General features: G+C 61.8%; 25 protein-coding genes. 2 read left to right on the top strand and 23 right to left on the bottom strand.

The annotated features are described in order from the left end of the window. Nucleotides 1-76 precede the first annotated feature (76 nt). The 5 genes from IB274_RS26170 to IB274_RS26150 all read right to left on the bottom strand — a co-directional run bounded on the left by IB274_RS26170 (nt 77) and on the right by IB274_RS26150 (nt 2,834). Nucleotides 77-547: an inhibitor of vertebrate lysozyme family protein gene (locus tag IB274_RS26170; RefSeq protein ID WP_192435709.1), complete on the bottom strand. Its 471-nt coding sequence runs from the start codon at nt 545-547 to the stop codon at nt 77-79. 38 nt (nt 548-585) lie between these two features. Next, nucleotides 586-747, bottom strand: coding sequence for a DUF1328 domain-containing protein (locus tag IB274_RS26165; protein WP_081519001.1), 162 nt, complete (start codon nt 745-747; stop codon nt 586-588). Between the two features lie 168 nt (nt 748-915). Next, on the bottom strand, nt 916-1,233 hold the full coding sequence (locus IB274_RS26160) for a hypothetical protein (RefSeq protein WP_192435708.1): 318 nt from the start codon (nt 1,231-1,233) through the stop codon (nt 916-918). 279 nt (nt 1,234-1,512) lie between these two features. Continuing rightward, nucleotides 1,513-1,947: a ferritin-like domain-containing protein gene (locus IB274_RS26155; protein ID WP_192435707.1), complete on the bottom strand. Its 435-nt coding sequence runs from the start codon at nt 1,945-1,947 to the stop codon at nt 1,513-1,515. Between the two features lie 32 nt (nt 1,948-1,979). Continuing rightward, nucleotides 1,980-2,834: a BON domain-containing protein gene (locus IB274_RS26150; protein ID WP_192435706.1), complete on the bottom strand. Its 855-nt coding sequence runs from the start codon at nt 2,832-2,834 to the stop codon at nt 1,980-1,982. Nucleotides 2,835-3,064: 230 nt separating this feature from the next. Here IB274_RS26150 and algB point away from each other — a divergent pair, with 230 nt between their 5' ends. After that, on the top strand, nt 3,065-4,411 hold the full coding sequence (algB, locus tag IB274_RS26145; RefSeq protein WP_192435705.1) for a sigma-54-dependent response regulator transcription factor AlgB: 1,347 nt from the start codon (nt 3,065-3,067) through the stop codon (nt 4,409-4,411). Next, a complete protein-coding gene (locus tag IB274_RS26140) occupies nt 4,408-6,201 on the top strand; it encodes a KinB sensor domain-containing domain (RefSeq protein WP_192435704.1) in 1,794 nt (597 codons plus the stop codon). Before algB ends, IB274_RS26140 begins: the two co-directional genes overlap by 4 nt. Here the strand turns inward: IB274_RS26140 and IB274_RS26135 are convergent. The 18 genes from IB274_RS26135 to mnmE form a co-directional block, all read right to left on the bottom strand. Continuing rightward, nucleotides 6,198-6,980 (bottom strand): N-acetylmuramoyl-L-alanine amidase, encoded by a 783-nt coding sequence (locus IB274_RS26135; protein ID WP_192435703.1) that lies wholly within the window; start codon nt 6,978-6,980, stop codon nt 6,198-6,200. The genes IB274_RS26140 and IB274_RS26135 overlap by 4 nt on opposite strands. A gap of 22 nt (nt 6,981-7,002) precedes the next feature. Beyond that, nucleotides 7,003-7,590, bottom strand: a complete 588-nt coding sequence (locus IB274_RS26130) for a MarC family protein (RefSeq protein ID WP_017518835.1) — start codon at nt 7,588-7,590, stop codon at nt 7,003-7,005. Nucleotides 7,591-7,708: 118 nt separating this feature from the next. After that, nucleotides 7,709-9,076 carry a bifunctional UDP-N-acetylglucosamine diphosphorylase/glucosamine-1-phosphate N-acetyltransferase GlmU gene (gene glmU / locus IB274_RS26125; protein WP_192435702.1) on the bottom strand — a complete coding sequence of 456 codons (1,368 nt, stop codon included), beginning with the start codon at nt 9,074-9,076 and terminating at the stop codon, nt 7,709-7,711. A gap of 112 nt (nt 9,077-9,188) precedes the next feature. Then, complete coding sequence (locus IB274_RS26120) at nt 9,189-9,614, bottom strand: F0F1 ATP synthase subunit epsilon (protein WP_045213789.1); 426 nt, start codon at nt 9,612-9,614, stop codon at nt 9,189-9,191. Between the two features lie 40 nt (nt 9,615-9,654). Then, nucleotides 9,655-11,031: a F0F1 ATP synthase subunit beta gene (gene atpD / locus IB274_RS26115; protein WP_045213787.1), complete on the bottom strand. Its 1,377-nt coding sequence runs from the start codon at nt 11,029-11,031 to the stop codon at nt 9,655-9,657. Nucleotides 11,032-11,061: 30 nt separating this feature from the next. Then, entirely contained in the window at nt 11,062-11,922 is an 861-nt protein-coding gene (atpG, locus tag IB274_RS26110; protein ID WP_017518839.1) for a F0F1 ATP synthase subunit gamma, read from the bottom strand. A gap of 52 nt (nt 11,923-11,974) precedes the next feature. Beyond that, complete coding sequence (gene atpA, locus IB274_RS26105) at nt 11,975-13,519, bottom strand: F0F1 ATP synthase subunit alpha (RefSeq protein WP_045213785.1); 1,545 nt, start codon at nt 13,517-13,519, stop codon at nt 11,975-11,977. A gap of 18 nt (nt 13,520-13,537) precedes the next feature. Continuing rightward, nucleotides 13,538-14,074, bottom strand: coding sequence for a F0F1 ATP synthase subunit delta (locus IB274_RS26100; protein ID WP_017518841.1), 537 nt, complete (start codon nt 14,072-14,074; stop codon nt 13,538-13,540). A gap of 12 nt (nt 14,075-14,086) precedes the next feature. Next, on the bottom strand, nt 14,087-14,557 hold the full coding sequence (locus IB274_RS26095) for a F0F1 ATP synthase subunit B (protein WP_017518842.1): 471 nt from the start codon (nt 14,555-14,557) through the stop codon (nt 14,087-14,089). A gap of 52 nt (nt 14,558-14,609) precedes the next feature. Then, a complete protein-coding gene (gene atpE / locus IB274_RS26090; RefSeq protein ID WP_003457994.1) occupies nt 14,610-14,867 on the bottom strand; it encodes a F0F1 ATP synthase subunit C in 258 nt (85 codons plus the stop codon). Between the two features lie 109 nt (nt 14,868-14,976). After that, complete coding sequence (gene atpB / locus IB274_RS26085; protein WP_192435701.1) at nt 14,977-15,846, bottom strand: F0F1 ATP synthase subunit A; 870 nt, start codon at nt 15,844-15,846, stop codon at nt 14,977-14,979. Between the two features lie 16 nt (nt 15,847-15,862). Beyond that, nucleotides 15,863-16,270, bottom strand: a complete 408-nt coding sequence (locus IB274_RS26080) for a F0F1 ATP synthase subunit I (protein WP_192435700.1) — start codon at nt 16,268-16,270, stop codon at nt 15,863-15,865. Nucleotides 16,271-16,423: 153 nt separating this feature from the next. Next, complete coding sequence (locus tag IB274_RS26075; protein ID WP_192435699.1) at nt 16,424-17,296, bottom strand: ParB/RepB/Spo0J family partition protein; 873 nt, start codon at nt 17,294-17,296, stop codon at nt 16,424-16,426. A gap of 17 nt (nt 17,297-17,313) precedes the next feature. Next, nucleotides 17,314-18,102, bottom strand: a complete 789-nt coding sequence (locus IB274_RS26070; RefSeq protein ID WP_192435698.1) for a ParA family protein — start codon at nt 18,100-18,102, stop codon at nt 17,314-17,316. An 18-nt stretch (nt 18,103-18,120) separates the two neighbouring features. Next, the gene (gene rsmG, locus IB274_RS26065) at nt 18,121-18,771 is read right to left on the bottom strand and encodes a 16S rRNA (guanine(527)-N(7))-methyltransferase RsmG (RefSeq protein WP_192435697.1); all 651 of its coding nucleotides are present in this window, start codon (nt 18,769-18,771) and stop codon (nt 18,121-18,123) included. Next, the gene (gene mnmG / locus IB274_RS26060) at nt 18,771-20,663 is read right to left on the bottom strand and encodes a tRNA uridine-5-carboxymethylaminomethyl(34) synthesis enzyme MnmG (protein ID WP_192435696.1); all 1,893 of its coding nucleotides are present in this window, start codon (nt 20,661-20,663) and stop codon (nt 18,771-18,773) included. The genes rsmG and mnmG overlap by 1 nt, the downstream gene beginning before the upstream one ends. Before the next feature lie 571 nt (nt 20,664-21,234). Then, the gene (locus IB274_RS26055) at nt 21,235-22,800 is read right to left on the bottom strand and encodes a methyltransferase domain-containing protein (RefSeq protein WP_192435695.1); all 1,566 of its coding nucleotides are present in this window, start codon (nt 22,798-22,800) and stop codon (nt 21,235-21,237) included. 98 nt (nt 22,801-22,898) lie between these two features. Beyond that, nucleotides 22,899-24,266, bottom strand: coding sequence for a tRNA uridine-5-carboxymethylaminomethyl(34) synthesis GTPase MnmE (mnmE, locus tag IB274_RS26050; RefSeq protein ID WP_192435694.1), 1,368 nt, complete (start codon nt 24,264-24,266; stop codon nt 22,899-22,901). Nucleotides 24,267-24,303 lie beyond the last annotated feature (37 nt).

Below are 24,303 nucleotides of genomic sequence, written 5' to 3'. Positions count from 1 at the left end.
TCCCGAACATCCCGGCCCCCTGGCCGTGCGTACGCTTTCCGGGTACGCGTATCTCAGAAACTGTATGCCGCTAGGGTCAATACCAGTTCGGATCGCTCTTGAGCTGGTCGTCGAGGATCCGTTTCACCGAATCGTCCGGCTCACCCAGCCAGCGGAAACTGGCGTGCTTGCTCGGCGACTTGTCCGCCGGAAGATTCTCCGGAACCTTCACGTAAAGCGCGTAGGCCTTGTCCTTGTCCCAGGTAAAAGCCACGTACAGCCGATGGGCGGAGCAGTTGTGCGCTTCGCACAACTCGCCGACCAGGTACTTGTCGCCCTTCTCGTCTACCGCCTGCATCGGCGTCGCGGTGCCACTGAGGTTCATCACCCAGTCGGGCAGCCGGCTCTCATCCTTGATTACCGATTGCCAGGTGTCGCGGTACTGCGGGTCACTGGCTACCAGCTCGTTCAGGCGGTACTGCGCGTCCTTGTCCGCCTCGGCGGCCAGGGCGTGGGCCCCGGCGCCGAGCAGAACAGCCGACAGCAGCAGATTGCGGGTAAAACCCATCGCTACGCTCCTTGTTCAACTTCTGCCGGTCCGCGGCGTCAGCCCCGGCGACGGCCCATGACGAAGGACACGATGAACAGCACCAGGAAGATCACGAACAGGATCTTGGCGATGCTGGTCGCGGCGCCGGCGATGCCACCGAAGCCAAGGACCGCGGCGATGATGGCGATGATCAGGAATGTCAGTGCCCAGCTAAGCATGGGGTCTCTCCTCTTCTCGTTGTCGGTTCGGCACCCCTTCGGGTACCTGCTCCGGAGTACAAGGCAGTCTCCGGAAGGGCTGTCCGCCCGGGCGCTTCCGGGCACTGCGGACCTATCGGGCAAGCCAACGGCTTGCCAGCGATTCAGAAATCAGATCAGTAAGGAAGGTCAGAACACCCAGCCGCCCTGCGGGCGAGCCATCGGCTGGACCTGAGCCTGGGTTTGCGCCTGGGGCGCCTGCAGCACCTGCGCTTGATTACGAGCGGGGGCAGCCTGTGGATAACGCGACGCTTCGCGGTACAAATCGGGCGTGCTGGAGACGGCCGGAACGTAGCTGACCGATGCGCTGGCAGCCTGGGCCCGGGAAACCTGCATCTGCAGCTGCACCTGGTTGATCAGCAACAGCAGCAGGGCACCGGCGAAGAAGATCCGGCTCCACACATCGATACGCGCGACTTGCACTTGGCTGTTGGTTCCGCTGTTCATCCCGTTTCTCCTGCCCGTCGCCGATCTGTCTGTCGAACCTTGAGGCGATTTCCTTGGCCTTTCCGGTTCTTGTCGTCGCGGGTGGTTCTGTTGACTGTCTTGCAGTAGGAATTGCACGCCGCATGCCAGTCTGATGAATCCTATTTTTTCCTTTTAAATCAATATTTTAAATATATGAATGAGATACCTTTCTGCCGCATCCTGCACGATGGGTCGGGATAGGTCGTGCGATTTGCAATCCCGACGGCGGAGCGCCTCCCTGCGCTCTTGTGAACCCCATCACTTCAGCGAGTGCTTCAGCTCGCTCATCTGGTCGTGGCAGGCCCGTACCTTGGGCAATTCGGCGCGCAGCATCGCCTGGGTTTCCGGCGTGCCATTCTCCAGCGCGTCCTCGAAGGCATGGAGGATGCGGTCCTCGGCTTCCTCCAACTGGGCCACATAGGTGGCGCCTTCATCACTGGCAAGGGTCGCGCGGGTGTCGGCATAGACCTGGCGCAGTTTGCCCAGCAGCGTGCCGCCGGTAGCGGGGTCTTCATGATTGGCGGCAACCTTCCCGGCAAGGGCGTTGATCACGTCGGTCTTGGCCTGCGCCATGGACTGGAACAGCCGCTGCAGCCGCGCATCCTTCACTTCCTGGATGGCGTGCTGGTAGAAGCGCTGGCCGTCACGGGTTATCTCGATGAGTTCATTGAGCTGACTGGTCGTGCGAGTCATGACAAGTACTCCTGCAAAGAAAAGGGTGGAAGTCAGGCAGCCTGGCCGGCCACCTTCAGCGCAGTGGCGTCCACCTCGCGCACACCACGGGTCTTGCTGGCGGAATCGATCAATTGCTGGCGCTCGTCGGCAGTGGGCACCTGGCCACTGAGGGTCACCACGCCATCGCGAGTGGAAACACCGATGGAAAGCCCCTTCAGCGCATGGGCGGAGAGGATGCCGGCCTTGATCTGGCTGGTGATCCAGGCGTCGCTCACGGCGGCCTGGGCATCGCCGACGGACTTTTCGAATGTCTGCGTGGAGGCGGCGTCCGGGTCGACCCGCAGTCGGTTATCCACAGCGCTCACGCCTTCGGTCTGCGCGGCCAGGTGGGCGGCCTGCTGGCTGGCCTCCTCGCTGATTACCGTGCCTTCGAGGGTGACCGCGCCGGACTTGCTGGTGACCTTGATATCCAAGCCTTCGCCGCGCTTTTCCAGCAGCAGCTTGGATTTCACCCTCGCCGCCAGCGTGGCGTCATCCCACTTCTGCACCACGCCTTCGTCCTTGGTGGTGCCGGTGTTCTGTGCATCAGCTTGAGAAGCATCGACACCCAACTGGTTATCCACAGCGGTGATGCCTTCGACACTGCCGGCGATCTGCCCGGCCAGCGACTTCTGTTCTTCACTGGCCACGGCACCCGTCAGCCGCGCGCGGCCGTTTTCTACATCCACCTTGATCGCGTAGGGCTTGAGTTCGCGGTTGAGGTTGATGGCCGTCCAGATCGAACCTTCCTGGCGCGCCTCGGCCAGTTGCGCGCTCAGCCCGGCCTCGGCGGCGTGGCTGGCCAGCGGCTGCAGGGCGAGCAGCGCGGAACTCAGTGCAAGGGCGAGGATCTTCGGGTTAGGCATGGCGCGTCTCCGGCAAACGATGGTGCAACATTGGATTCGCAAGCGCCGTGCCAGTGCGATTTGTGGATAAAATTCTTGTAATTCAATGTGTTGAATCGCCTGGGCGTAACCGGCACTGTGCACCCTGCCCGAGACTTCAGAAAGATTCTTGCAACTTGCACGAAAATCCCTGGACTAAGAAAAATCGCACCCCTTACAACAACGAATCACACAACGGAGGAAATCGCTGAATGGACGCAACGCCTGAACAGCAAGGCCGGATCCTGCTGGTCGATGACGAGTCCGCCATCCTGCGCTCGTTCCGCTACTGCCTCGAGGACGAGGGCTACAGCGTGGCTACCGCCAGCAGTGCGCAGCAGGCCGAGAACCTGCTGCAGCGCCAGGTGTTCGACCTTTGCTTCCTCGACCTGCGCCTGGGGGATGACAACGGCCTGGATGTACTGGCGCAGATGCGCGTGCAGGCACCCTGGATGCGCGTGGTGATAGTCACCGCGCATTCGGCAGTGGACACCGCCGTGGACGCCATGCAGGCCGGCGCCGTCGATTACCTGGTGAAACCCTGCAGCCCCGACCAGCTGCGCCTGGCCGCCGCCAAGCAACTGGAGGTGCGCCAATTGACCGCGCGCATCGAGGCGCTCGAAGGCGAGATGCGCAAACAGGGCGATGTACTGGAATCCCACAGCCCGGCGATGGCCGCTGTGCTGGAAACCGCCCGCCAGGTCGCCGCCACCGACGCCAATATCCTCATCCTCGGCGAATCCGGCTCGGGCAAGGGCGAGTTGGCGCGGGCGATCCACAACTGGAGCAAGCGCGCAAAGAAATCCTGCGTGACGATCAACTGCCCTTCCCTGACCGCCGAACTGATGGAAAGCGAGCTGTTCGGCCACAGCCGGGGCGCCTTCACCGGAGCCACCGAAAACACCCTCGGGCGCATCAGCCAGGCGGATGGTGGCACGCTGTTCCTCGACGAGATCGGCGATTTTCCCCTCACTCTGCAGCCAAAGTTGCTGCGGTTCATCCAGGACAAGGAGTACGAGCGCGTTGGTGACCCGGTGACCCGCAATGCCGACGTCCGCATCCTAGCCGCCACCAACCGCGATCTGGCCGGCATGGTCGCCCAGGGCGCTTTCCGCGAGGACTTGCTCTACCGGCTGAACGTCATCGTGCTGAACCTGCCACCACTGCGCGAACGTGCCGAGGACATCATCGGACTGGCCGAGCGCTTCCTTGCCCGCTTCGTGAAGGATTACGGCCGCCCCGCTCGCGGCTTCACCGACGAGGCTCGCGCACTGCTGCGCCGCTACAACTGGCCGGGGAACGTGCGAGAGCTGCGCAACGTGATCGAACGTGCAAGCATCATCTGCAATTTTGATCTAATTGGCGTAGAGCAGCTTGCGATTGGCGAACAAACCACCAGCTCCGCGCCGCGCATCGGAGAAGCCATGAGCCTGGAAGAACTGGAGAAAGCCCACATCGCTGCCGTGATGGCCTCCAGCGCAACCCTCGACCAAGCCGCCAAGACCCTGGGGATCGACGCTTCCACCCTCTATCGCAAGCGCAAGCAGTACAGCCTGTGAACCTGCCGATCCCGATGACGCTGCGCACGAGACTCTTCCTGAGCATCTCGGCGCTGATCACGGTAGCGCTGCTGGGACTGCTCCTCGGGCTGTTCAGCGTGGTGCTGACCGGCCGTGAACAAGCCCAACTGATCCAGCACAACTTCGACGCCATCGAGGTCTCCCAGCGCCTGCGCCAGGCTCTGGGCGACGAACTGGTGCAGATACTCAGTGCGCGGCCGAGCCCGGAGCGCCTGGAACAGGCCCGCACGCACTTCGCCCAGGCGCTCGAGCGGGGGCGCGCGATGGCGCGCAACAGCAGTGAGCGCCAGGCCATGACGGAAATCGCCGATGCTCACCGTCTGTTCATCGAGGCCACCGATACGCCCGGCCCGGGGCGCCCGGAGTTGCTGGAGGACAGCGACCTGAGCCGCACCCTCGATGCTCTGCGCAACCGCTTGCTGGCCTTGCACCAGGGCGCGATGGACAATATCAGCGCCGATGAGCGTTCGGCCCGCGACCGCACTCTGCTGGTCAGCGGGCTGCTCGGGCTCATCGGCATCGCCATCCTGGTGGTCGGCTTCATCACCGCCCACAACATCGCCCGCCGATTCGGCGCGCCCATCGAGACGCTGGCCAAAGCCGCGGACAAGATCGGCCAGGGCGAATTCGACGTCACCCTGCCAGTTTCCGGCGTCTCCGAGATGTCCTCGCTAAGCCGCCGCTTCGGTCTGATGGCCGAAGCCCTGCGGCTTTACCGCGCGAGCAACACCGAGGCCTTGGGGTCAGGCCGCAAACGCCTGCTGGCGGTGCTCGACAGCATCGACGACGGCCTGGTGATCCTCGACCGACACGGCCGAATCGAGCACGCCAATCCGGTCGCCACGCGCCAGCTGTTTTCCCACAGCGATCCCCAGGGCCAGGAGCTGGGCACGATGCTCGACAACCCGGCGCTGACGCAGGCAGTGCAGCGCGTCCTGACCGGCAACCTGCTGGAGGAAACCCCGCAGGACCTAGTGGTGGAGGTGAGCGGCGAGAGCCGACTACTGACCTGGGGCATGTCGCCGGTCAGCCACGACGACGGGCGCAGCATCGGCGCTGTGATGGTGGTACGCGATGTCACCGAGCAGCGTGCCTTCGAGCGCGTGCGCAACGACTTCGTGCTGCGTGCTTCCCACGAGTTGCGCACGCCCATGACCGGCATGCACATGGCCTTCGGCCTGCTCGCCGAGCGGCTGAAGTTTCCCGAGGAATCCCGCGAGCGCGACCTGGTGCGCACCGTGGACGAGGAGATGCACCGTCTGGTGCGGCTGATCAACGACTTGCTGAATTTCTCCCGCTACCAGAGCGGCACCCAGAAGCTCGAACTGCAGCTCTGCGATGTCGGCGACCTGCTGCGCCAGGCGCACCAGCGCTTCATCGGGCCGGCCGAAGACAAGCGCATCGAGCTGGACCTGGAGATAGCCGAGGGGCTGCCTGCCATCAATGTCGACCGCACGCAGATCGAGCGGGTGCTGGATAACCTGATCGGCAACGCGCTGCGCCATACGCCCGACGGCGGCACCATCCGCCTGCAGGCGCGCTGCCAGGAAGAGCGCGTGGCAATTGCCGTGGAAGATAGCGGCGACGGCATCCCGCTCAGCCAGCAAGGGCGTATCTTCGAACCCTTCGTGCAGGTGGGCCGCAAGAAAGGCGGCGTAGGACTTGGCCTGGCACTATGCCGGGAAATCGTGCAACTGCATGGCGGACGCATCGCCCTGCGTTCGCAACAGGGCAAGGGCTCGCGCTTCTACCTGCTGCTGCCGGTTTAGGAGGTCGGTACCGCCAGCAATAGCGCGGCGGTTTCCAGGTCAGGTTCGCCGTCGAAGCGCTCCGGGCGGAAGCGCATCTGGAACGCCGCGATCACGTTGCGGGTTTCCTCATCCATCACCCCATCGAGCGGCACCGCGTAACCGTGGCGTGCCAGCTGTTGCTGGAACCAGCCCGGAGCGGGCAGTTGGCCGTTCAACTCGGTCAGGCGGCGAGCAAGCTCACCCGGCTTCGGCCAGGGAATCAGGCCAGCTTCGGCGAGTTTCTTCCAGGGAAACAGCGGGCCCGGATCGACCTTGCGCTGCGGGGCGATATCGCTGTGGCCAAGGATGTGTTCCGGAGTAATGCCCTGGCGCTTGGTAATGTCTTTGAGCAAGGCGATGAGCGCGTCGATCTGCGTATCGGGGTACGGATACCAGATCTTCCCGCTTGGAGTAACGCGGTAGCCGGGGTTCACCAGCTCGATGCCGATTGAGGTGGAGTTGAGCCAGGTACGTCCCTGCCATTCGCTGGCGCCGGCGTGCCAGGCACGACGGTTCTCGTCGACCAGTTGGTAAATGGTCGGCGGGTTGTCACCGATCAGGTAATGCGCGCTCACTTCGCCGTGGGTCAGCAGCGCCAGCGAGCGCGGCAGGTCGGCCGAGGTGTAGTGGACGATGACGTACTGGATGCGGCTGTCCTGGTTCTTCGACACATGCTCGCGATCGATCTGCAGGCCCTTGTCGGCGCAGCCGGCGAGCAGAGTGGTGAGCAAGGCAAAGGTCAGGACACGCAGGATCATGGCGATTCTCAGGGGCAAAGCGTCAGGCAGCGATGTGCAGGAAGCTGCGCACGTTCTGCAGGAGCATGTTCACACTGAGCATGATCAGCAGCATGCCGGCCAGGCGTTCCACGGCCATCAGCCCGCGCGGGCCGAGGAAGCGCTGGAGGAAAGCCGCCTGCATCAGGATGAAGGCAGTGGCCGCCCAGGCAAGGATCACCGCGAGATACAGCTCCCACAACGGACCAGTGTAGGTGCTGCGCAGGGTGATCAGCATCGCCAGCGCGGATGGCCCCGCCACCGCCGGCGTCGCCAGCGGCACGAACAGAGGCTCGTTGTCCGGCATGTCGCCCAGTACGCCCTGAGGCGTGGGGAAGATCAGACGCATGGCGACCACGAAGAGGATGATGCCCCCGGCGATGCCGGTCGCTTCCTTGGACAGACCCAGGCCGGTGAGGATGTGTTCGCCCAGGGTGAGGAACAGCAGCAGCAGGCCCAGGGCGAACAGCAGCTCGCGCAGTGCCACTTTCAAACGACGCTCGGCGGGGACCGACTTGAGGGCGGCGAGAAACACCGCGATGTTGCCGAACGGGTCGGTGATCAGAAAGATCAGGATGGCGACGCCAAGCATGACCGGGAAAGCTCCAGCGAGAACGGGCCACTCCGAGGTTTACGGGATGGCCTGTGAATAACGGAATCAGCGAATCGTCCTGTGGATAACAAATTACCCACAGGACGATGCCTATGTATCAGGATTTCTTGATCTTTTCCGGGCGCTTCCAGCCTTCGATCACCCGCTGCTTGGCGCGACCGACGCCGAGCGTGCCGGCCGGAACCTCGGCGGTGATGGTGGAACCCGCGCCGGTCGTGGCGCCGGTGCCGATATCCACAGGCGCCACCAGCGAATTGTTGGAGCCGATGAATACATCCTCGCCGATGGTGGTGCGCCATTTGTTCGCGCCATCGTAGTTGCAGGTAATGGTGCCGGCGCCGATGTTGCTGCGCGCACCGACTTCGCTGTCGCCCAGGTAAGTCAGGTGACCGACCTTCACGCCGTCCTGCAGGTGGGCGTTCTTCAGCTCGACAAAGTTACCCACATGCACCTTGCGCTCCAGCACGCTGCCCGGACGCAGGCGAGCGAACGGGCCGACGTCGCTGTCGGGGCCGACGTGGGCGCCTTCCAGGTGCGAGTTGGCCTTGATGATGGCGCCGCGGCGCAAGGTGCTGTCCTTGATATAGCAGTTCGGGCCGATCTGCACGTCGTCCTCGATCTCCACCTGACCTTCGAGGATCACGTTGATATCGATGCTCACGTCGCGGCCGACGCTGACTTCGCCCCGCACGTCGAAGCGCGCCGGATCGATCAGAGTCACGCCCTGGGCCATCAGGCGTCGCGCCACGCGCTGCTGGAAGAAGCGCTCCAGCTCGGAGAGCTGCAGGCGATCATTGGCGCCCTGGGTCTCCATCGCCACCTGAGGTTGGGCGGTGGCCACACGCAGGCCGTCGCCGACTGCCATGGCAATGACGTCGGTGAGGTAGTACTCGCCCTGGGCGTTGGAGTTGGAAAGACGCGACAACCAGCCCAGCAGGCGCTCACGCGGCGCAGCGAGGATACCGGTATTGCCTTCGCGGATGGCGCGCTGCTCGGCAGTGGCGTCCTTCTGCTCGACGATGGCCTGAACTTCGCCAGCGCCATCGCGAATGATGCGGCCGTAGCCGGTGGGGTCTTCCAGCTCGACGGTCAGCAGCGCCAGCTGCTCCGGCGTGGCCTGGGCCATCAGCCGCTCCAGGGTCGGTTGCTCGATCAGCGGCACATCGCCGTAGAGGATCAACACATTGTCCGCACTCAGGAACGGGGCGGCCTGCGCCACGGCGTGGCCGGTGCCCAACTGCTGTTCCTGGATCACGAAATTGAGGTCATCTGCCTGCAGGCGCTCACGCACCAGGTCGGCGCCATGGCCAATCACCACGTGGATACGCGTCGGGCTGAGGCCACGGGCGATATCGATCACGTGGGCAAGCATCGGTTTGCCAGCGACCGGATGCAGGACTTTCGGCAAGGCCGAGCGCATGCGGGTGCCCTGGCCAGCGGCAAGAATGACGATTTCGAGGGACATGAGTGAGGGACCGTCCTGGTGACCGGGGAAACCCCGGATGTGGAAAAAGAAAAAGGGTAGCCAAGGCTACCCTTTTCCTATTTGACGCTGAAGTCCCTGGGGACTTCGCGGCTCAGCCGCCGTACTTCTTGCGAACCTGCTGGACCGTGCGCAGTTGCGCTGCGGCTTCGGCCAGGCGGGCTGCGGCGGAGCTGTAGTCGAACTCTGCACCTTTACCTTGCAGAGCCTTCTCAGCTTCCTTCAGTGCGGTCTGGGCAGCCGCTTCGTCGAGGTCACCTGCGCGAATCACGGTGTCGGCGAGAACCTTGACCATGCTCGGCTGTACTTCGAGGAAGCCACCGGAGATGTAGTACACCTCCTGCTCGCCACCCTGCTTCACCAGGCGGATCGGACCCGGCTTGAGCTCGGTGATCAGCGGCGCGTGGCCCGGAGCGATACCCAGATCGCCCAGGGAGCCGTGCGCTACGACCAGCTCGACCAGACCGGAGAAGATCTCCGCTTCGGCGCTGACGATGTCGCAGTGGACAGTAATAGCCATACCCTTGCCTCACGTAAGCGCCCGTTGCCGGGCGCACGGATTACAGCTTCTTCGCTTTCTCGATGGCTTCTTCGATGCCGCCGACCATGTAGAACGCCTGCTCGGGCAGGTGATCGTAGTCGCCGTTGAGGATGCCTTTGAAGCCAGCGATGGTGTCCTTCAGGGAGACGTATTTGCCCGGCGAGCCGGTGAATACTTCAGCCACGAAGAACGGCTGGGACAGGAAGCGCTGGATCTTACGAGCACGGGCCACCAGCAGCTTGTCGGACTCGGACAGTTCGTCCATGCCGAGGATCGCGATGATGTCCTTCAGCTCCTTGTAGCGCTGCAGAACGTACTGCACGCCACGAGCGGTGTCGTAGTGATCCTGGCCGATGACCAGCGGGTCCAGCTGACGGGAAGTCGAGTCCAGCGGATCAACTGCCGGGTAGATACCCAGCGAGGCGATGTCACGGGACAGTACGACGGTGGCGTCCAGGTGGGCGAAGGTGGTCGCCGGGCTCGGGTCGGTCAGGTCGTCCGCGGGAACGTAAACGGCCTGGATCGAGGTGATCGAGCCTTTCTTGGTGGAGGTGATGCGCTCTTGCAGAACGCCCATCTCTTCGGCCAGGGTCGGCTGGTAACCTACTGCGGAAGGCATACGGCCCAGCAGTGCGGATACTTCGGTACCGGCGAGGGTGTAACGGTAGATGTTGTCGATGAACAGCAGTACGTCACGGCCTTCGTCACGGAACTTCTCGGCCATGGTCAGGCCGGTCAGTGCAACGCGCAGACGGTTGCCCGGCGGCTCGTTCATCTGGCCGTAAACCAGGGCTACCTTGTCCAGTACGCCGGAATCCTTCATCTCGTGGTAGAAGTCGTTACCCTCACGAGTACGCTCACCCACACCAGCGAACACAGAGTAACCGCTGTGCTCCATGGCGATGTTCCGGATCAGTTCCATCATGTTTACGGTCTTGCCTACACCGGCACCACCGAACAGACCGACTTTACCGCCCTTGGCGAACGGGCAGACCAGGTCGATAACCTTGATGCCGGTTTCGAGCAGGTCGTTGCCGCCAGCCTGGTCAGCGTAGGACGGAGCGTCGCGGTGAATACCCCAGCGCTCTTCTTCACCGATGGGACCGGCTTCGTCGATCGGGTTGCCCAGCACGTCCATGATGCGGCCCAGGGTCTTGGTGCCGACCGGGACGGAGATGGCTGCGCCGGTGCTTTCCACGTTCAGGCCACGCTTGAGGCCTTCGGTGGAACCCATCGCAATGGAACGAACCACGCCGTCGCCCAGCTGCTGCTGAACTTCCAGGGTGGTTTCGACGCCCTGAACTTTCAGGGCCTCGTAGATGCTCGGCACGGCATCGCGCGGGAATTCCACGTCGATCACGGCGCCGATGATTTGAACAATACGTCCGCTACTCATGTCTGGTTCCTCTGAATTTTGAACCTGTTCTTACACCGCGGCAGCGCCGCCGACGATTTCCGAGATTTCCTGGGTGATCGCCGCCTGACGTGCCTTGTTGTAGATCAGTTGCAGACCACTGATCAGATCACCGGCGTTGTCGGTAGCGTTCTTCATTGCAATCATCCGGGCCGCCTGCTCACAGGCGTTGTTCTCAACCACGGCCTGATACACCTGGGATTCCACGTAGCGCACCAGCAGACCGTCGAGGAGGGCCTTGGCGTCGGGTTCGTAGAGGTAGTCCCAGTGGTGCTTCAGCTCGGCATTGTCCTCGGCCACCAGCGGAATCAGCTGTTCCACGGTCGGCTTCTGGGTCATGGTGTTGACGAACTTGTTGGAAACCACGTACAGGCGATCGATACGACCTTCCAGGTAGGCATCCAGCATGACCTTGACGCTGCCGATCAGATCATTGATCGACGGCTCTTCGCCCAGGTGGCTGATAGCTGCAACTACGTTGCCGCCATAGCTCTTGAAGAAGGATGCACCCTTGGAGCCGATCACGCAGAGATCGATCTCCGCGCCACGATCGCGCTGCCCGCTCATGTCCTTGACGAGAGCCTTGAACAGGTTGATGTTCAGGCCGCCAGCCAGTCCACGGTCGGAGCTCACCACGATGTAGCCGACGCGTTTTACTTCACGCTCGACCATGAACGGGTGACGGTATTCCGGGTTGGCGTTGGCCAGATGGCCGATCACCTGGCGAATGCGCTCCGCGTAGGGACGGCCGGCCGCCATGCGCATTTGTGCCTTGCGCATCTTGCTCACCGCCACCTTTTCCATGGCATTGGTGATTTTTTGCGTGCTTTTGATGCTCGCAATCTTGCTGCGAATCTCTTTTGCGCCTGCCATTTCACACCTATCGGTTTAGCAGGCGGGGACCGTTAACGACCCCCGCTGCGGCTTACCAGGTTTGGGTGGCCTTGAACTTCTCGATGCCGGCCTTGATGCCTGCGTCGATTTCGTCGTTGAAGTCACCCTTCTCGTTGATCTTCGCCAGCAGAGCGGCGTTCTCACGTTGGAAGTAGGCGATCAGCGCTTGTTCGAAGGCGCCCACCTTGGCGATCTCGACGTCCTGCAGGAAGCCACGCTCGGCGGCATACAGGGACAGCGACATCTCGGCGATGGACATCGGCGCGTATTGCTTCTGCTTCATCAGCTCGGTAACGCGCTGACCATGTTCCAGCTGCTTGCGGGTCGCGTCGTCCAGGTCCGAGGCGAACTGGGCGAAGGCCGCCAGTTCACGGTACTGGGCCAGCGCGGTACGGATACCACCGGACAGCTTTTTGATGATCTTGGTCTGGGCCGCGCCACCAACACGGGATACCGAGATACCGGCGTTGACGGCCGGACGGATACCCGAGTTGAACATTGCGGATTCCAGGAAGATCTGACCGTCGGTGATGGAGATCACGTTGGTCGGAACGAACGCAGAAACGTCGCCAGCCTGGGTTTCGATGATCGGCAGGGCGGTCAGGGAACCGGTCTTGCCTTTCACTTCGCCGTTGGTGAACTTCTCTACGTACTCTTCGGAAACGCGGGAAGCGCGCTCCAGCAGACGGCTGTGGAGATAGAACACGTCGCCCGGGTAAGCTTCGCGGCCCGGCGGACGGCGCAGCAGCAGGGAGATCTGGCGGTAGGCTACGGCCTGCTTGGAGAGGTCGTCGTACACGATCAGGGCATCTTCACCGCGGTCGCGGAAGAATTCGCCCATGGTGCAACCGGAGTACGGAGCCAGGTATTGCAGAGCGGCGGATTCCGAAGCACTGGCAACCACCACGATGGTGTTGGCCAGGGCGCCGTTCTCTTCCAGCTTGCGTACGACGTTGGCGATGGTCGATTGCTTCTGACCAATGGCAACGTAGACGCAGCGGATGCCGCTGTTCTTCTGATTGATGATGGCGTCGATGGCCAGAGCGGTTTTACCGATCTGACGGTCACCGATGATCAGCTCGCGCTGGCCACGGCCAACCGGGATCATGGCGTCAACCGACTTGTAACCAGTCTGAACCGGCTGGTCTACCGACTTACGCCAGATCACGCCCGGTGCCACTTTCTCGACAGCGTCGGTCAGCTTGGCATCGATCGGGCCTTTGCCATCAATCGGGTTACCCAGAGCGTCGACAACGCGGCCCAGCAGTTCCGGACCAACCGGTACTTCCAGGATGCGGCCGGTGCACTTGGCGTTCATGCCTTCTTTGAGGTCCTGGTATTCACCCAGTACCACAGCACCGACGGAGTCTTGCTCCAGGTTCAGCGCCATACCGTAGACGCCGCCCGGGAATTCGATCATCTCGCCGTACATGACGTCGGCCAGACCGAAGATGCGCACGATGCCGTCGGAAACACTGACGATGGTGCCTTCGTTGCGCGCTTGCGAGGCGACGTCGAGTTTCTCGATGCGCCCCTTGATGATTTCACTAATTTCGGAAGGATTGAGTTGCTGCATGCCGCTGCCCCTTCAAACTCAAGATTTCAACGCTTCGGCCAGTTTCGCGATTTTGCCGCGCACCGAGCCATCGATTACCAAGTCACCGGCGCGAATTACCACGCCGCCGATCAGGCTCGCGTCTTCCGACGCATGAAGTCGCACTTCGCGACTGAGCCGGGCGCTGAGAGCCTTGGCGAGTTTGTCCTGCTGTTCCTGGTCCAGGGCGAAGGCACTGGTGACCTCGACCTCGACCAGCTTTTCCTGCTCGGCCTTGAGCTGCTCGAACATCACGAAGATGGTCGGCAGGAGGTCGAGCCGCTTGTTTTCAGCCACAGTCCGGACGAAGTTCTGGGCCGGAGCATTGAGCTTGTCGCCACACACGTCGATCAGCGCGTCAGCCTTGGCTGCCGCGGTCAGCTGGGGCTCCTTGAGCAGCTGGCGCACGGTGTCGTCCCGCGACACTGCAGCCAGCACACCCAGAGCAGCGGACCAGTCGGCCAGTTGCTGATGAGCCTGGGCGTACTCGAAAGCCGCCTTCGCGTATGGACGAGCCAATGTGGTCAGTTCTGCCATATCGCCCTCTGCTTAGATCTCGGCGGCCAGTTGATCAACCAGCTGCTTTTGCGCGTTGGCATCGATCGAAGCACCCAGGATCTTCTCGGCGCCGGAGACAGCCAGGGCACCCACTTGGGCACGCAGGGCGTCTTTGACGCTGTTGAGTTCCTGTTCGATCTGAGCCTTGGCCTGAGCGATCATGCGATCACCTTCGGCACGGGCCTGATCACGGGCTTCGTCAACGATCTGGTTAGCGCTCTTCTTCGCCTGCTCGATGATTTCGGCTGCTTGAGCCTTGGCTTCGCGCAGTTGCTGACCCGCTTTCTCGTGAGCCAGTTCCAGGTCACGAGCCGCGCGGTTGGCAGCGTCCAGGCCGTCGGCGATCTTCTTCTGACGCTCATGCAGAGCCGCGATGACCGGAGGCCATACGAACTTCATGCAGAACAGGACGAAGATGGCGAACGCGATGGCCTGGCCGATCAGAGTTGCATTAATGTTCACGCCAATACCTCGCTCGTTCGTTGTTCAGTCACAGATTCCCGCGTTGCGGAAATTACTGGGCAACCTGAGCAATGAACGGGTTAGCGAAGGTGAAGAACAGAGCGATACCAACGCCGATCATGGTCACGGCGTCGAGCAGGCCGGCGACGATGAACATTTTGACCTGCAGCATCGGAACCATTTCCGGCTGGCGAGCAGCGCCTTCCAGGAACTTGCCGCCCAGCAGGCCGAAGCCGATGGCGGTACCCAGAGCGCCCAGACCGATCAGCAGAGCAACGGCGATAGCAGTGAGTCCAACTACAGTTTCCATTTTTCCTCCCGACTTTTTTGTCGTGTTGGTTAAAGGTGAAGCAAGTTAAGGTGGTGAAGCTCTTCTTTCACCCCCTCCCTTGAGGGAAGGGGCGTACAGAATCTTTGGATCAGTGGCTGTCTTCGTGCGCCATCGACAGGTAGACGATGGTCAGCATCATGAAGATGAAGGCCTGCAGGGTGATGATCAGGATGTGGAACACGGCCCACGCCCAGTTCAGCACGACGCCCATGCCGCCCAGCCAGAGGATGCCGGAACCGAACATCACGGCGATCAGGATGAAGATCAGCTCGCCGGCGTACATGTTGCCGAACAGACGCAGTGCCAGGGATACCGGCTTGGCGATCAGGGTCACGAATTCCAGCAGGAAGTTCACGGGGATCAGGATGATCTGAACCACCATGTTGCTGCTGTGGAACGGGTGCAGGGTCAGTTCGCCGAGGAAGCCGCCGATGCCCTTGACCTTGATGCTGTAGAAGATGATCAGCGCGAAGACCGCGATCGACATGCCGAAGGTGGCGTTCGGATCGGTGGTGGCTACTGCGCGGAAGGACAGGTGCTCGTTACCGGTGACCGCCTGGGCCGCGAGCGGCAGGAAGTCCACGGGCACCAGGTCGATCAGGTTCATCAGGAAGATCCAGACGAACACGGTCAGCGCCAGCGGTGCGATGAGCGGGTTACGGCCGTGGAAGGTGTCCTTCACGCTGCCGTCGACGAACTCCACGAGAACTTCGACGAAGTTCTGCAGGCCGCCAGGTTGACCGCTGGTGGCCTTCTTGGCTGCCATGCGGAAGATAAGGATGAACACCAGGCCGAGGAATACGGACCAGCCCAGGGTATCAACGTGGAATGCCCAGAAGCCCATTTCCTTGGCTTGTTCGGCGGTGTGGGCGAACCCCCAGGAACCATCCGGCAGACGACCCAGGGTCAGGTTCTGCAAGTGGTGCTGGATGTAACCCGAAGCGCTTTCTGCTGCCATGTTTGCCTCAATCGCTCTAAGGTCTTGTAAATGTGTTTCGCATCAGCAGGGGTGCAAACCAGCTGACCGCGAGGGTCAGCAGGTAGAGGCCGAACAGCGCCAGAGGCGCCAGGGGCTTCACACCTGCAAACGTCAGTGCGAAGAGCACTGCTGTCAAAATCAGTTTTCCCGCCTCACCGGCATAAAAGGACCGGACTATCAGCTGGGCAGAACGCGCGCCGCTGTAGCGGAACGCCTTGCGAGCAAAGTACAGATTCGGCAACCACGCAATCAGGCCTCCGAGCAATGCGGAATAGCCTACGACCGATCCCCGTGCAAACCACAGGACTGCTGCACCGATAAGCAGCACCACCAGCTGGACGAGCAACAGGCGAAAAGCCGGTTGATGATGGAAGGGCAAACGATTGGGCTTGCGGGGTTCCATCTTCAGCTCACAGTCCTCTGGCGTCGGCGTCACAAATCAATAACTTGGCATACTTTGTGCCGACAAAATTGCGCGCAGAGTATAGGGGGCTGCAGGCCCCCCGTTCAACCGTCAGGTAGTGATTTCCGACGACCCCTACATGCTACGTTCGTATCAACGTATGTGGGCGAGTACGCCTTGAAGCTCGTCGAGGGAGTTGTAGCGGATCACCAACTGGCCTTTACCCTTCTGTCCATGGCGAATCTGCACCGGAGCGCCCAGGCGCTCGGCCAGGCGCTGTTCCAGACGACTGATGTCCGGGTCGGTTCTGACTGCTTTGGCAGGTTCCTCAAGGGCATTGAGCCACTGGCGCACCAGTGCTTCAGTCTGACGCACGGTGAAGCCGCGTGCGACAACATGTCGCGCACCCTCAACCTGCCTGTTTTCGGGTAATCCGAGCAAGGCACGGGCGTGGCCCATCTCCAGGTCGCCATGAGAGAGGAGCGTCTTGATCTCTTCAGGCAACGCGATCAGGCGCAGCAGGTTGGCCACGGTTACGCGGGATTTACCCACGGCGTCGGCGACCTGTTGCTGGGTGAGCTGGAATTCCTGCTGCAGGCGCTGCAGTGCGGCAGCTTCCTCGATGGGGTTGAGGTCCTCGCGCTGGATATTCTCGATCAGCGCCATGGCGATGGCGGCTTCGTCCGGTACTTCGCGGACCATGGCCGGGATCTTCTCCAGGCCGGCCTGCTGGCTGGCGCGCCAGCGGCGCTCGCCGGCGATGATTTCGTAGCGACCCTTGTCGATCGGGCGCACCACGATGGGCTGCATCACGCCCTGAACCCTGATCGACTGGGCGAGTTCTTCGAGGGCCTGCGGGTCCATGTCGCGGCGGGGCTGGTACTTGCCGCGCTGGATCAGGTCCAGCGGCAGGTGTTGCAGCTCCTTGCTGTCCACCTGAACGGCTTCTTCCTGCAGCGTAGCGGCGCTGGAGCCACTGAGCAGGGCGTCCAGCCCGCGTCCGAGACCTCGTTTCTTGGCGGCCATGCGGGTTCCTTAATCTCTTAGGCGGGGGCGGTGGTGCGGGCGGCGCGCTGACGACGCACCAGCTCACCGGCCAGCGCCAGGTAGGCGAGGGCACCGCGCGATTGCTTGTCGTAGACCAGCGCCGGCATGCCGAAGCTGGGTGCCTCGGCCAGCCGCACGTTGCGCGGGATCACGGTGGTGTAGAGCTTGTCGCCGAAGTGCTCCTGCAACTGCGCGCTGACATCGTTGGTCAGGCTGATGCGCGGGTCGTACATGGTGCGCAGCAGACCCTCGATCTTCAGCGCCGGGTTCAGTCGCTCGGCGATGCGCTGGATGCTGTTCATCAGGTCAGTCAGGCCTTCCAGTGCGTAGTACTCGCACTGCATCGGGATGATCACGCCGTCCGAGGCGGACAGGGCGTTGACCGTCAGCATCGACAGCGACGGCGGGCAGTCGATGAGGATGAAGTCGTAGTTCTCGCGGATCGGCGCCAGCGCGTGGCGCAGGCGGTGCTCCTTCATGTCCATTTCCAGCAGCACCACTTCCGCCGCGGTGAGGTCGCGGTTGGCGGGCAGCAACTGGTAGCCGCCGTGCTCGGAGAACTGCATGGCCTTGGCCAGGTCGCATTCACCGGTGAGCACGTCGTAGATGGAGTGGTCCAGGGACAACTTATCCACACCGCTGCCGGTGGTGGCATTGCCCTGTGGATCAAGATCGATCAGCAGCACGCGTCGCTTGGTGGCGACCAGCGATGCCGCGAGGTTGATACAGGTCGTGGTCTTGCCGACGCCGCCCTTCTGGTTGGCGATCGCGAATACCTTAGCCATGGTTTTCCCCACTCCCCGTCATGCAGTGCGGCGCAGTATCAGCAGATGGCGCTGGCCTTGGCAACCCGGCACCGCCAGAGCGCGTTCGGCTTCGACCCGGAAATCTTCCGGGAGTGCCGCGAGCTCGTCGCTGGGGTGTACGCCTTTCATGGCCAGCCAGTTGGTCTGGGTGTCACCCAGGTGGCGCGTCCAGTTGGTGAAGTCTTCGAGGCTGCTGAAAGCCCGCGAGACGATGCCGTTGAACGGCTGCTCGGGCTGGAAGGCTTCCACCCGGCTGTGGATAACCTGCAGGTTGTCGAGCTTGAGCTCCAGCTTCACCTGAGTGAGGAAGCGGGTCTTCTTGCCGTTGCTGTCCAGCAGGGTCAGGGATTTGCCGGGGAACAGGATGGCCAGCGGGATGCCGGGCATGCCGCCGCCGCTGCCGACGTCCAGCCAGCGCTCGCCGCCAGCAGCTTCGAACTGCGGGACGATGCTCAGGCTGTCGAGCAGGTGGCGGGAGACCATTTCATCCACATCGCGCACGGCGGTGAGGTTGTAGGCCTTGTTCCACTTGGCCAGCAAGGCCAGGTAATCCAGCAGGCGCTGCTGGACGGCTTCGTCGATATCCAGGCCGAGCGTCTGGATGCCGCGCGCGAGTTCTTCGGCGTGGCGGGCAGTGACCAGGGACATCAGGCGCTCTGCTCCAGCTGACGACCGGACGAGCGCTTCTTCAGGTGGATCAGCAACAGGGAGATCGCCGCCGGGGTCACGCCCGGGATGCGCCCGGCCTGACCGAGGGTTTCCGGTCGGGCGTTGCCCAACTTCAACTGGATCTCCTTGGACAACCCGGAGATGGACGCGTAGTCGATATCCACAGGCAGGCGGGTGTCTTCGCTGGCTCTCAGGCGCGCAATCTCTTCCTGCTGGCGATCGATGTAGCCGGCGTACTTGGTACGGATCTCGACCTGTTCTGCGACCTGCGGGTCTTCCGCGCCGGCGCCGGTCACTTCGGCCAGGCTGACGTAGTCGATTTCCGGCCGGGCGAGCAGGTTCAGCAGGTTGTACTCGTGAGCCAGAGGAGTGCCAAAGCGCGCGGCGATGGCGTCGCCCTGCGGCGTGTTGGGGCGAACCCAGGTGCTCTTCAGGCGCTGTTCCTCGCGCTCGATGCCTTCGCGCTTGGCTTCAAAGACGGCCCAGCGCTCGTCGTCGATCAGGCCCAGTTCGCGGCCTTTCTCGGTCAGGCGCAGGTCCGCGTTGTCCTCGCGCAGGATCAGCCGGTACTCGGCGCGCGAGGTGAACATGCGGTACGGCTCCTGGGTGCCGAGGGTAATCAGGTCGTCGACCAATACGCCGATGTAGGCCTCGTCGCGACGCGGGCACCAGCTTTCACGGCCTTGCGAGCGCAGCGCGGCGTTGGCGCCGGCGAGCAGCCCCTGGGCGCCGGCTTCTTCGTAGCCGGTGGTGCCGTTGATCTGGCCAGCGAAGAACAGACCACCGATGACCTTGGTCTCCAGGCTGTACTTCAGGTCGCGCGGATCGAAGTAGTCGTACTCGATGGCGTAGCCCGGGCGAACGATGTGCGCGTTCTCCATGCCGCGGATCGAGCGAACGATATCCAGTTGCACATCGAAGGGCAGCGAAGTGGAGATGCCGTTCGGGTACAGCTCGTGGGTGGTCAGGCCTTCGGGTTCGAGGAAGACCTGATGGCTGTCCTTGTCGGCGAAGCGATGGATCTTGTCTTCGATCGACGGGCAATAGCGCGGGCCGACCCCTTCGATAACACCGGAGTACATGGGCGAGCGGTCGAGGTTGGACGCGATGATCTCGTGGGTCCGCGCGTTGGTGTGGGTGATCCAGCAGCTGACTTGGCGCGGATGCATCTCCTTGGAGCCCAGGAAGGACATCACCGGGATCGGCGTATCGCCGGGCTGCTCGGTCATCACGCTGAAATCGACACTGCGACCATCGATGCGCGGCGGTGTGCCGGTCTTCAGGCGGCCTACACGCAGCGGCAGTTCACGCAGGCGGCGCGCCAGGGCGATCGAGGGCGGATCACCGGCGCGGCCACCTGAGTAGTTCTCCAGGCCAATGTGGATAAGTCCACCGAGGAAAGTGCCCGCAGTGAGGACGACGTTATCTGCATGGAATTTCAGACCCATCTGGGTCACTACGCCGCGCACCTGGTCCTGTTCGACGATTAGGTCATCACAGGCCTGCTGGAATATCCACAGGTTTGGCTGGTTCTCCAGGATCTCGCGCACGGCGGCCTTGTAGAGAACACGGTCAGCCTGGGCTCGTGTCGCACGGACGGCTGGGCCTTTACGGCTGTTCAGCACGCGGAACTGGATGCCGCCTTTATCGGTGGCCAGAGCCATGGCTCCACCCAGCGCATCGATTTCCTTTACCAGATGGCTTTTGCCGATCCCACCAATGGCGGGGTTGCAGCTCATCTGACCAAGGGTTTCCACATTGTGGGTGAGCAGCAGCGTCTTCACGCCCATGCGTGCGGCCGCTAGTGCGGCCTCTGTGCCGGCATGGCCGCCGCCGATCACGATCACGTCAAAACGGGAAGGGAAATCCACCACGCACCTCGTGCCTGTTGATCAAGGAGAAAGAAGAGAGCCGGACAGTATAGGGGCTTAGGGCTTTCGATTGAAGGCGTCTGAACAAAAAATAGCCAACTTGTGCCGTTGGCCTCTAGTAGAAAATAAAAGAGAGGAATCTTTTTAAATCTTTTTAGAGCTTGTGTTTATGTATAGTGAAGCCGTTTTCTGTGGATAACCTATTACAGGCCAGACACAGCCTTGCTTTCAGCGCCTAACAACCCTGTGCCGATGCTGTACGGTTGCAGGGGATCGTCGGTGGCTAGCTTGTGGATTAAGTGAAGTGTTATCAACAGGTGGATTTATCCACTGGTTGCTGCAGAGCCTGTTCACTTATCTATACGTTGGTTGTCCACAGGTCTTCGGGAGGGGTGTGAATTACCTGCCGCGAGCCAGAATCTATATGAAATTTGGGGGGTTGCAGCCTGTCACCATCGCTGCGAGTAAACTCAGAAACGTTTGCGGAGGGCAGGGAGAACGTTTTTGGGGGTGGATGGTACCAGGCTGTGGATAAGTATCCCTGACGTGTTGTATCCGGATGGTAACGCTGCTATTGAGGTTTCCGCAGCTCGAAGACGGCTCCCGCTGTGTCTTCCCAGTTGCTTTCCAACTCCATCAGGGCGTCGATCGAACTCGACAATAACTGCAGGAATCGGGGTCTGGCAGAAACGTATGCAGCCATGAACTCGCCTAGAGGCCGTCCCTCTTTGGATATCGCGTGCCACAAGGCATCGAAGATGAGATTGGCTTGAGCATTTACCCGTGGTACTACGGGGTAGGTGGCTATCACCTCGAATCCCGCTTCCATGAAGCAGTTCTGCCATTGCTCTATGGGGAGCGCGTACTGAATTCCGTGGAAATTCATATGCTTCTGACGCGCTTGCTCGCCGATATCTGCATAGCCGGATATCTCCAGCAAATACGGGAGGGTCTCCCATTCCTCATAACGGTTGGTAACCACACTGCAGGCGAAAGTGCCGCCTGGCTTTAGCTCGCCCAGAACAGCTTGCAGGTTGTTCTCCAGTCCCGGGAAATGCACCAGGGATCCTCGAGAGAACACATGGTCGAACTCTCCCTTTTGTCGCAGAGAGGAAAATCCATCGGCGTGAACGTTGTTGTAACGACCGTAGAGTCGAGCCTGTTCAGCCTGGTGCGGGTTGGTACACATTCCGTCTGCAGTGCTGCCGTAAGGTAGAACTAGGTTGAGGAACTTCGGATCGCTGCAGCCTAGGTCCAGCACGTTTCCCTTCAGGGATATCTGTTTGAAGGCCGCAAGCTCCCAAGCAAGCCAGTGGGCGTAGCTGGGCAGTGAAGGGTGTACGGCGATGGTCTGGGAGTAGCTGGCCAGGACTTCGTCAGCACTTGGCTTTTGAGGGAGACTGTAGGTGTTAGCGGATAATTGCGTACTCCGTTCATAGCGACGAAGCAAAGGGCCATACAACTCCTCCACTCGCTGTTTCACCTTCTCACTGAAGTGATTTTGCCAATCTCCGGCTATCCCTTTCCTTTCGTGGGCCATGGTATTTTCCAGACCCGCCTGGCGCCCTCCCGTCAGCACATCGAAGCGGTTCGCTTCAACTGCGACCTTGAGTCGATCTGTGGATATGTCGAGGCCTCCAACCGTATTGAGGGCCTCGTGCATCAGGTCCAGATCGTGGGTGAGGATATCTTCGTATCTGAAGATGCCTGTGGGTTCTTGAAGCCAGGACGCTTGTATGAGCGCGGGGCCTCTGAGCCATGTCTCTGCCAAATAGAGCAGGCCATCATCGAGGCTCAATTGCTCGAGCTGGTGCCGAAGATCGGCCAGCCCTGTGGAACTCAACGCATGGCTGTAGCGCGCGCTGAAATAGCCTGATATCAGCGTGTCGCGCAAATCCCGAAGGACCACGAAGTGCCTGGAGCCCGCGGGGCGATCGATGGAGTCGTATTGTTCCCGCGTTAGATATGCCGTCGGGTAAATGGCGCCGTCAACGATAGGGTCCAGAAGCAGTTGGCCTTCACCGACTCGAGGTCGAATTATTCGCTCAGGAGCTATCGCTTCAAGGATCTTCAAAATCCATTGGGAGCCGGCTTTCCAATGGGTGATGTGGAAAAGAGTGGAGGATGTGTGGCGCATGGCATTCCCTCGTGGGATCTGTAGGCGGCACTTAGATTCTCTTTTGCAATCGTTGTTCGGCGATGTCTCGCGTGTAAGCTGCTTCTTACGTTACTACCTTACTTGCCGATGCAGAAGCTGGAGAAGATGCGTCCCAGCAGGTCATCCGGCGTGAAGGCACCGGTGATCTCGCCCAGGGCCTGCTGGGCCTGACGCAGGTCTTCGGCCAGCAGCTCGCCTGCACCGCTCAGGGTGAGCTGTGCGCGGCCGTGCTCGAGGCTGTCTCCGGCCAATCGCAGGGCCTCCAAATGGCGACGGCGGGCGCTGAAGCTGCTCTCGGCTGTCTGCTCGAAGCCCATGCAGGCCTTGAGGTGCTCGCGCAGCAGGTCCAGACCATTGCCGGAACGTGCGGACAGGGTGACGGTGACGTGGCCGTCGGCACTTTCTTCGAGCCCGATGTTCTCTGTGGATAAATCCGCTTTGTTGCGAATCAGGGTCACATGCGCCGGGTCCGGGCGGCTGTCGAGGAATTCCGGCCACAGCGCGAAGGGATCGCTGGCTTCCGCGGCGGTCGAGTCCACCACCAACAGGACTCGATCCGCCTCGTTGATGGCCTTCAGCGCGCGTTCGACGCCAATCTTTTCCACATGGTCATCGGTGCTGCGCAGTCCGGCGGTGTCGATGATGTGCAGCGGCATGCCGTCGATGTGGATATGTTCGCGCAGCACGTCGCGGGTGGTGCCGGCGATATCGGTGACGATGGCCGCTTCACGCCCCGCCAGGGCATTCAGCAGGCTGGATTTGCCGGCGTTGGGGCGCCCGGCGATCACCACGGTCATACCGTCGCGCAGCAGTGCACCCTGGCCGGCTTCGCGCAGTACGGAAGCGAGTTCTGCGCGCACCGCGTCGAGCTGTGAAAGGACATGGCCATCGGCGAGGAAGTCGATTTCTTCTTCCGGGAAGTCGATGGCAGCCTCGACGTACATGCGCAGCCTGATCAACTGGTCAGTCAGGCCATGTACACGACGCGAGAACTCGCCCTGAAGCGAGCGGACTGCGTTTCGAGCGGCCTGGGCTGAGCTGGCCTCGATAAGGTCGGCAATGGCTTCAGCCTGGGCCAGGTCCATTTTGTCGTTTAGGAATGCGCGCTCGCTGAACTCGCCTGGGCGGGCCTGGCGTGCGCCCAGTTCGAGGCAGCGCTGCAACAGCATGTCCATCACCACGGGGCCGCCATGGCCCTGCAGCTCAAGCACATCTTCGCCGGTGAAGGAGTTCGGGCCGGAGAAGTAGAGTAGGAGGCCTTCATCGATGACTTCGCCGTCATCGGCGTGGAACGGCCCGTAGTGGGCATAGCGCGGTTGGGGTTCGCGGCCGCTCAAGGTTATGGCCATGGCGCGCGCACGAGGACCGGAGACGCGGACGATGCCCACGCCGCCACGGCCCTGGGCGGTGGCGACTGCGGCGATAGTTTCACGGGCTGCATTCATGTCGACGGTCTCGCGGTGGTTGCCGTGGCTCGCGGCA

Origin of the sequence: Pseudomonas sp. PDM18, from assembly GCF_014852585.1 — a bacterium.
In the GTDB taxonomy this organism is placed as follows: Bacteria; Pseudomonadota; Gammaproteobacteria; order Pseudomonadales; family Pseudomonadaceae; genus Pseudomonas.
The sequence above is the reverse complement of the archived record's forward strand: the minus strand, read 5'-3'. Positions and strand labels throughout refer to the sequence as shown.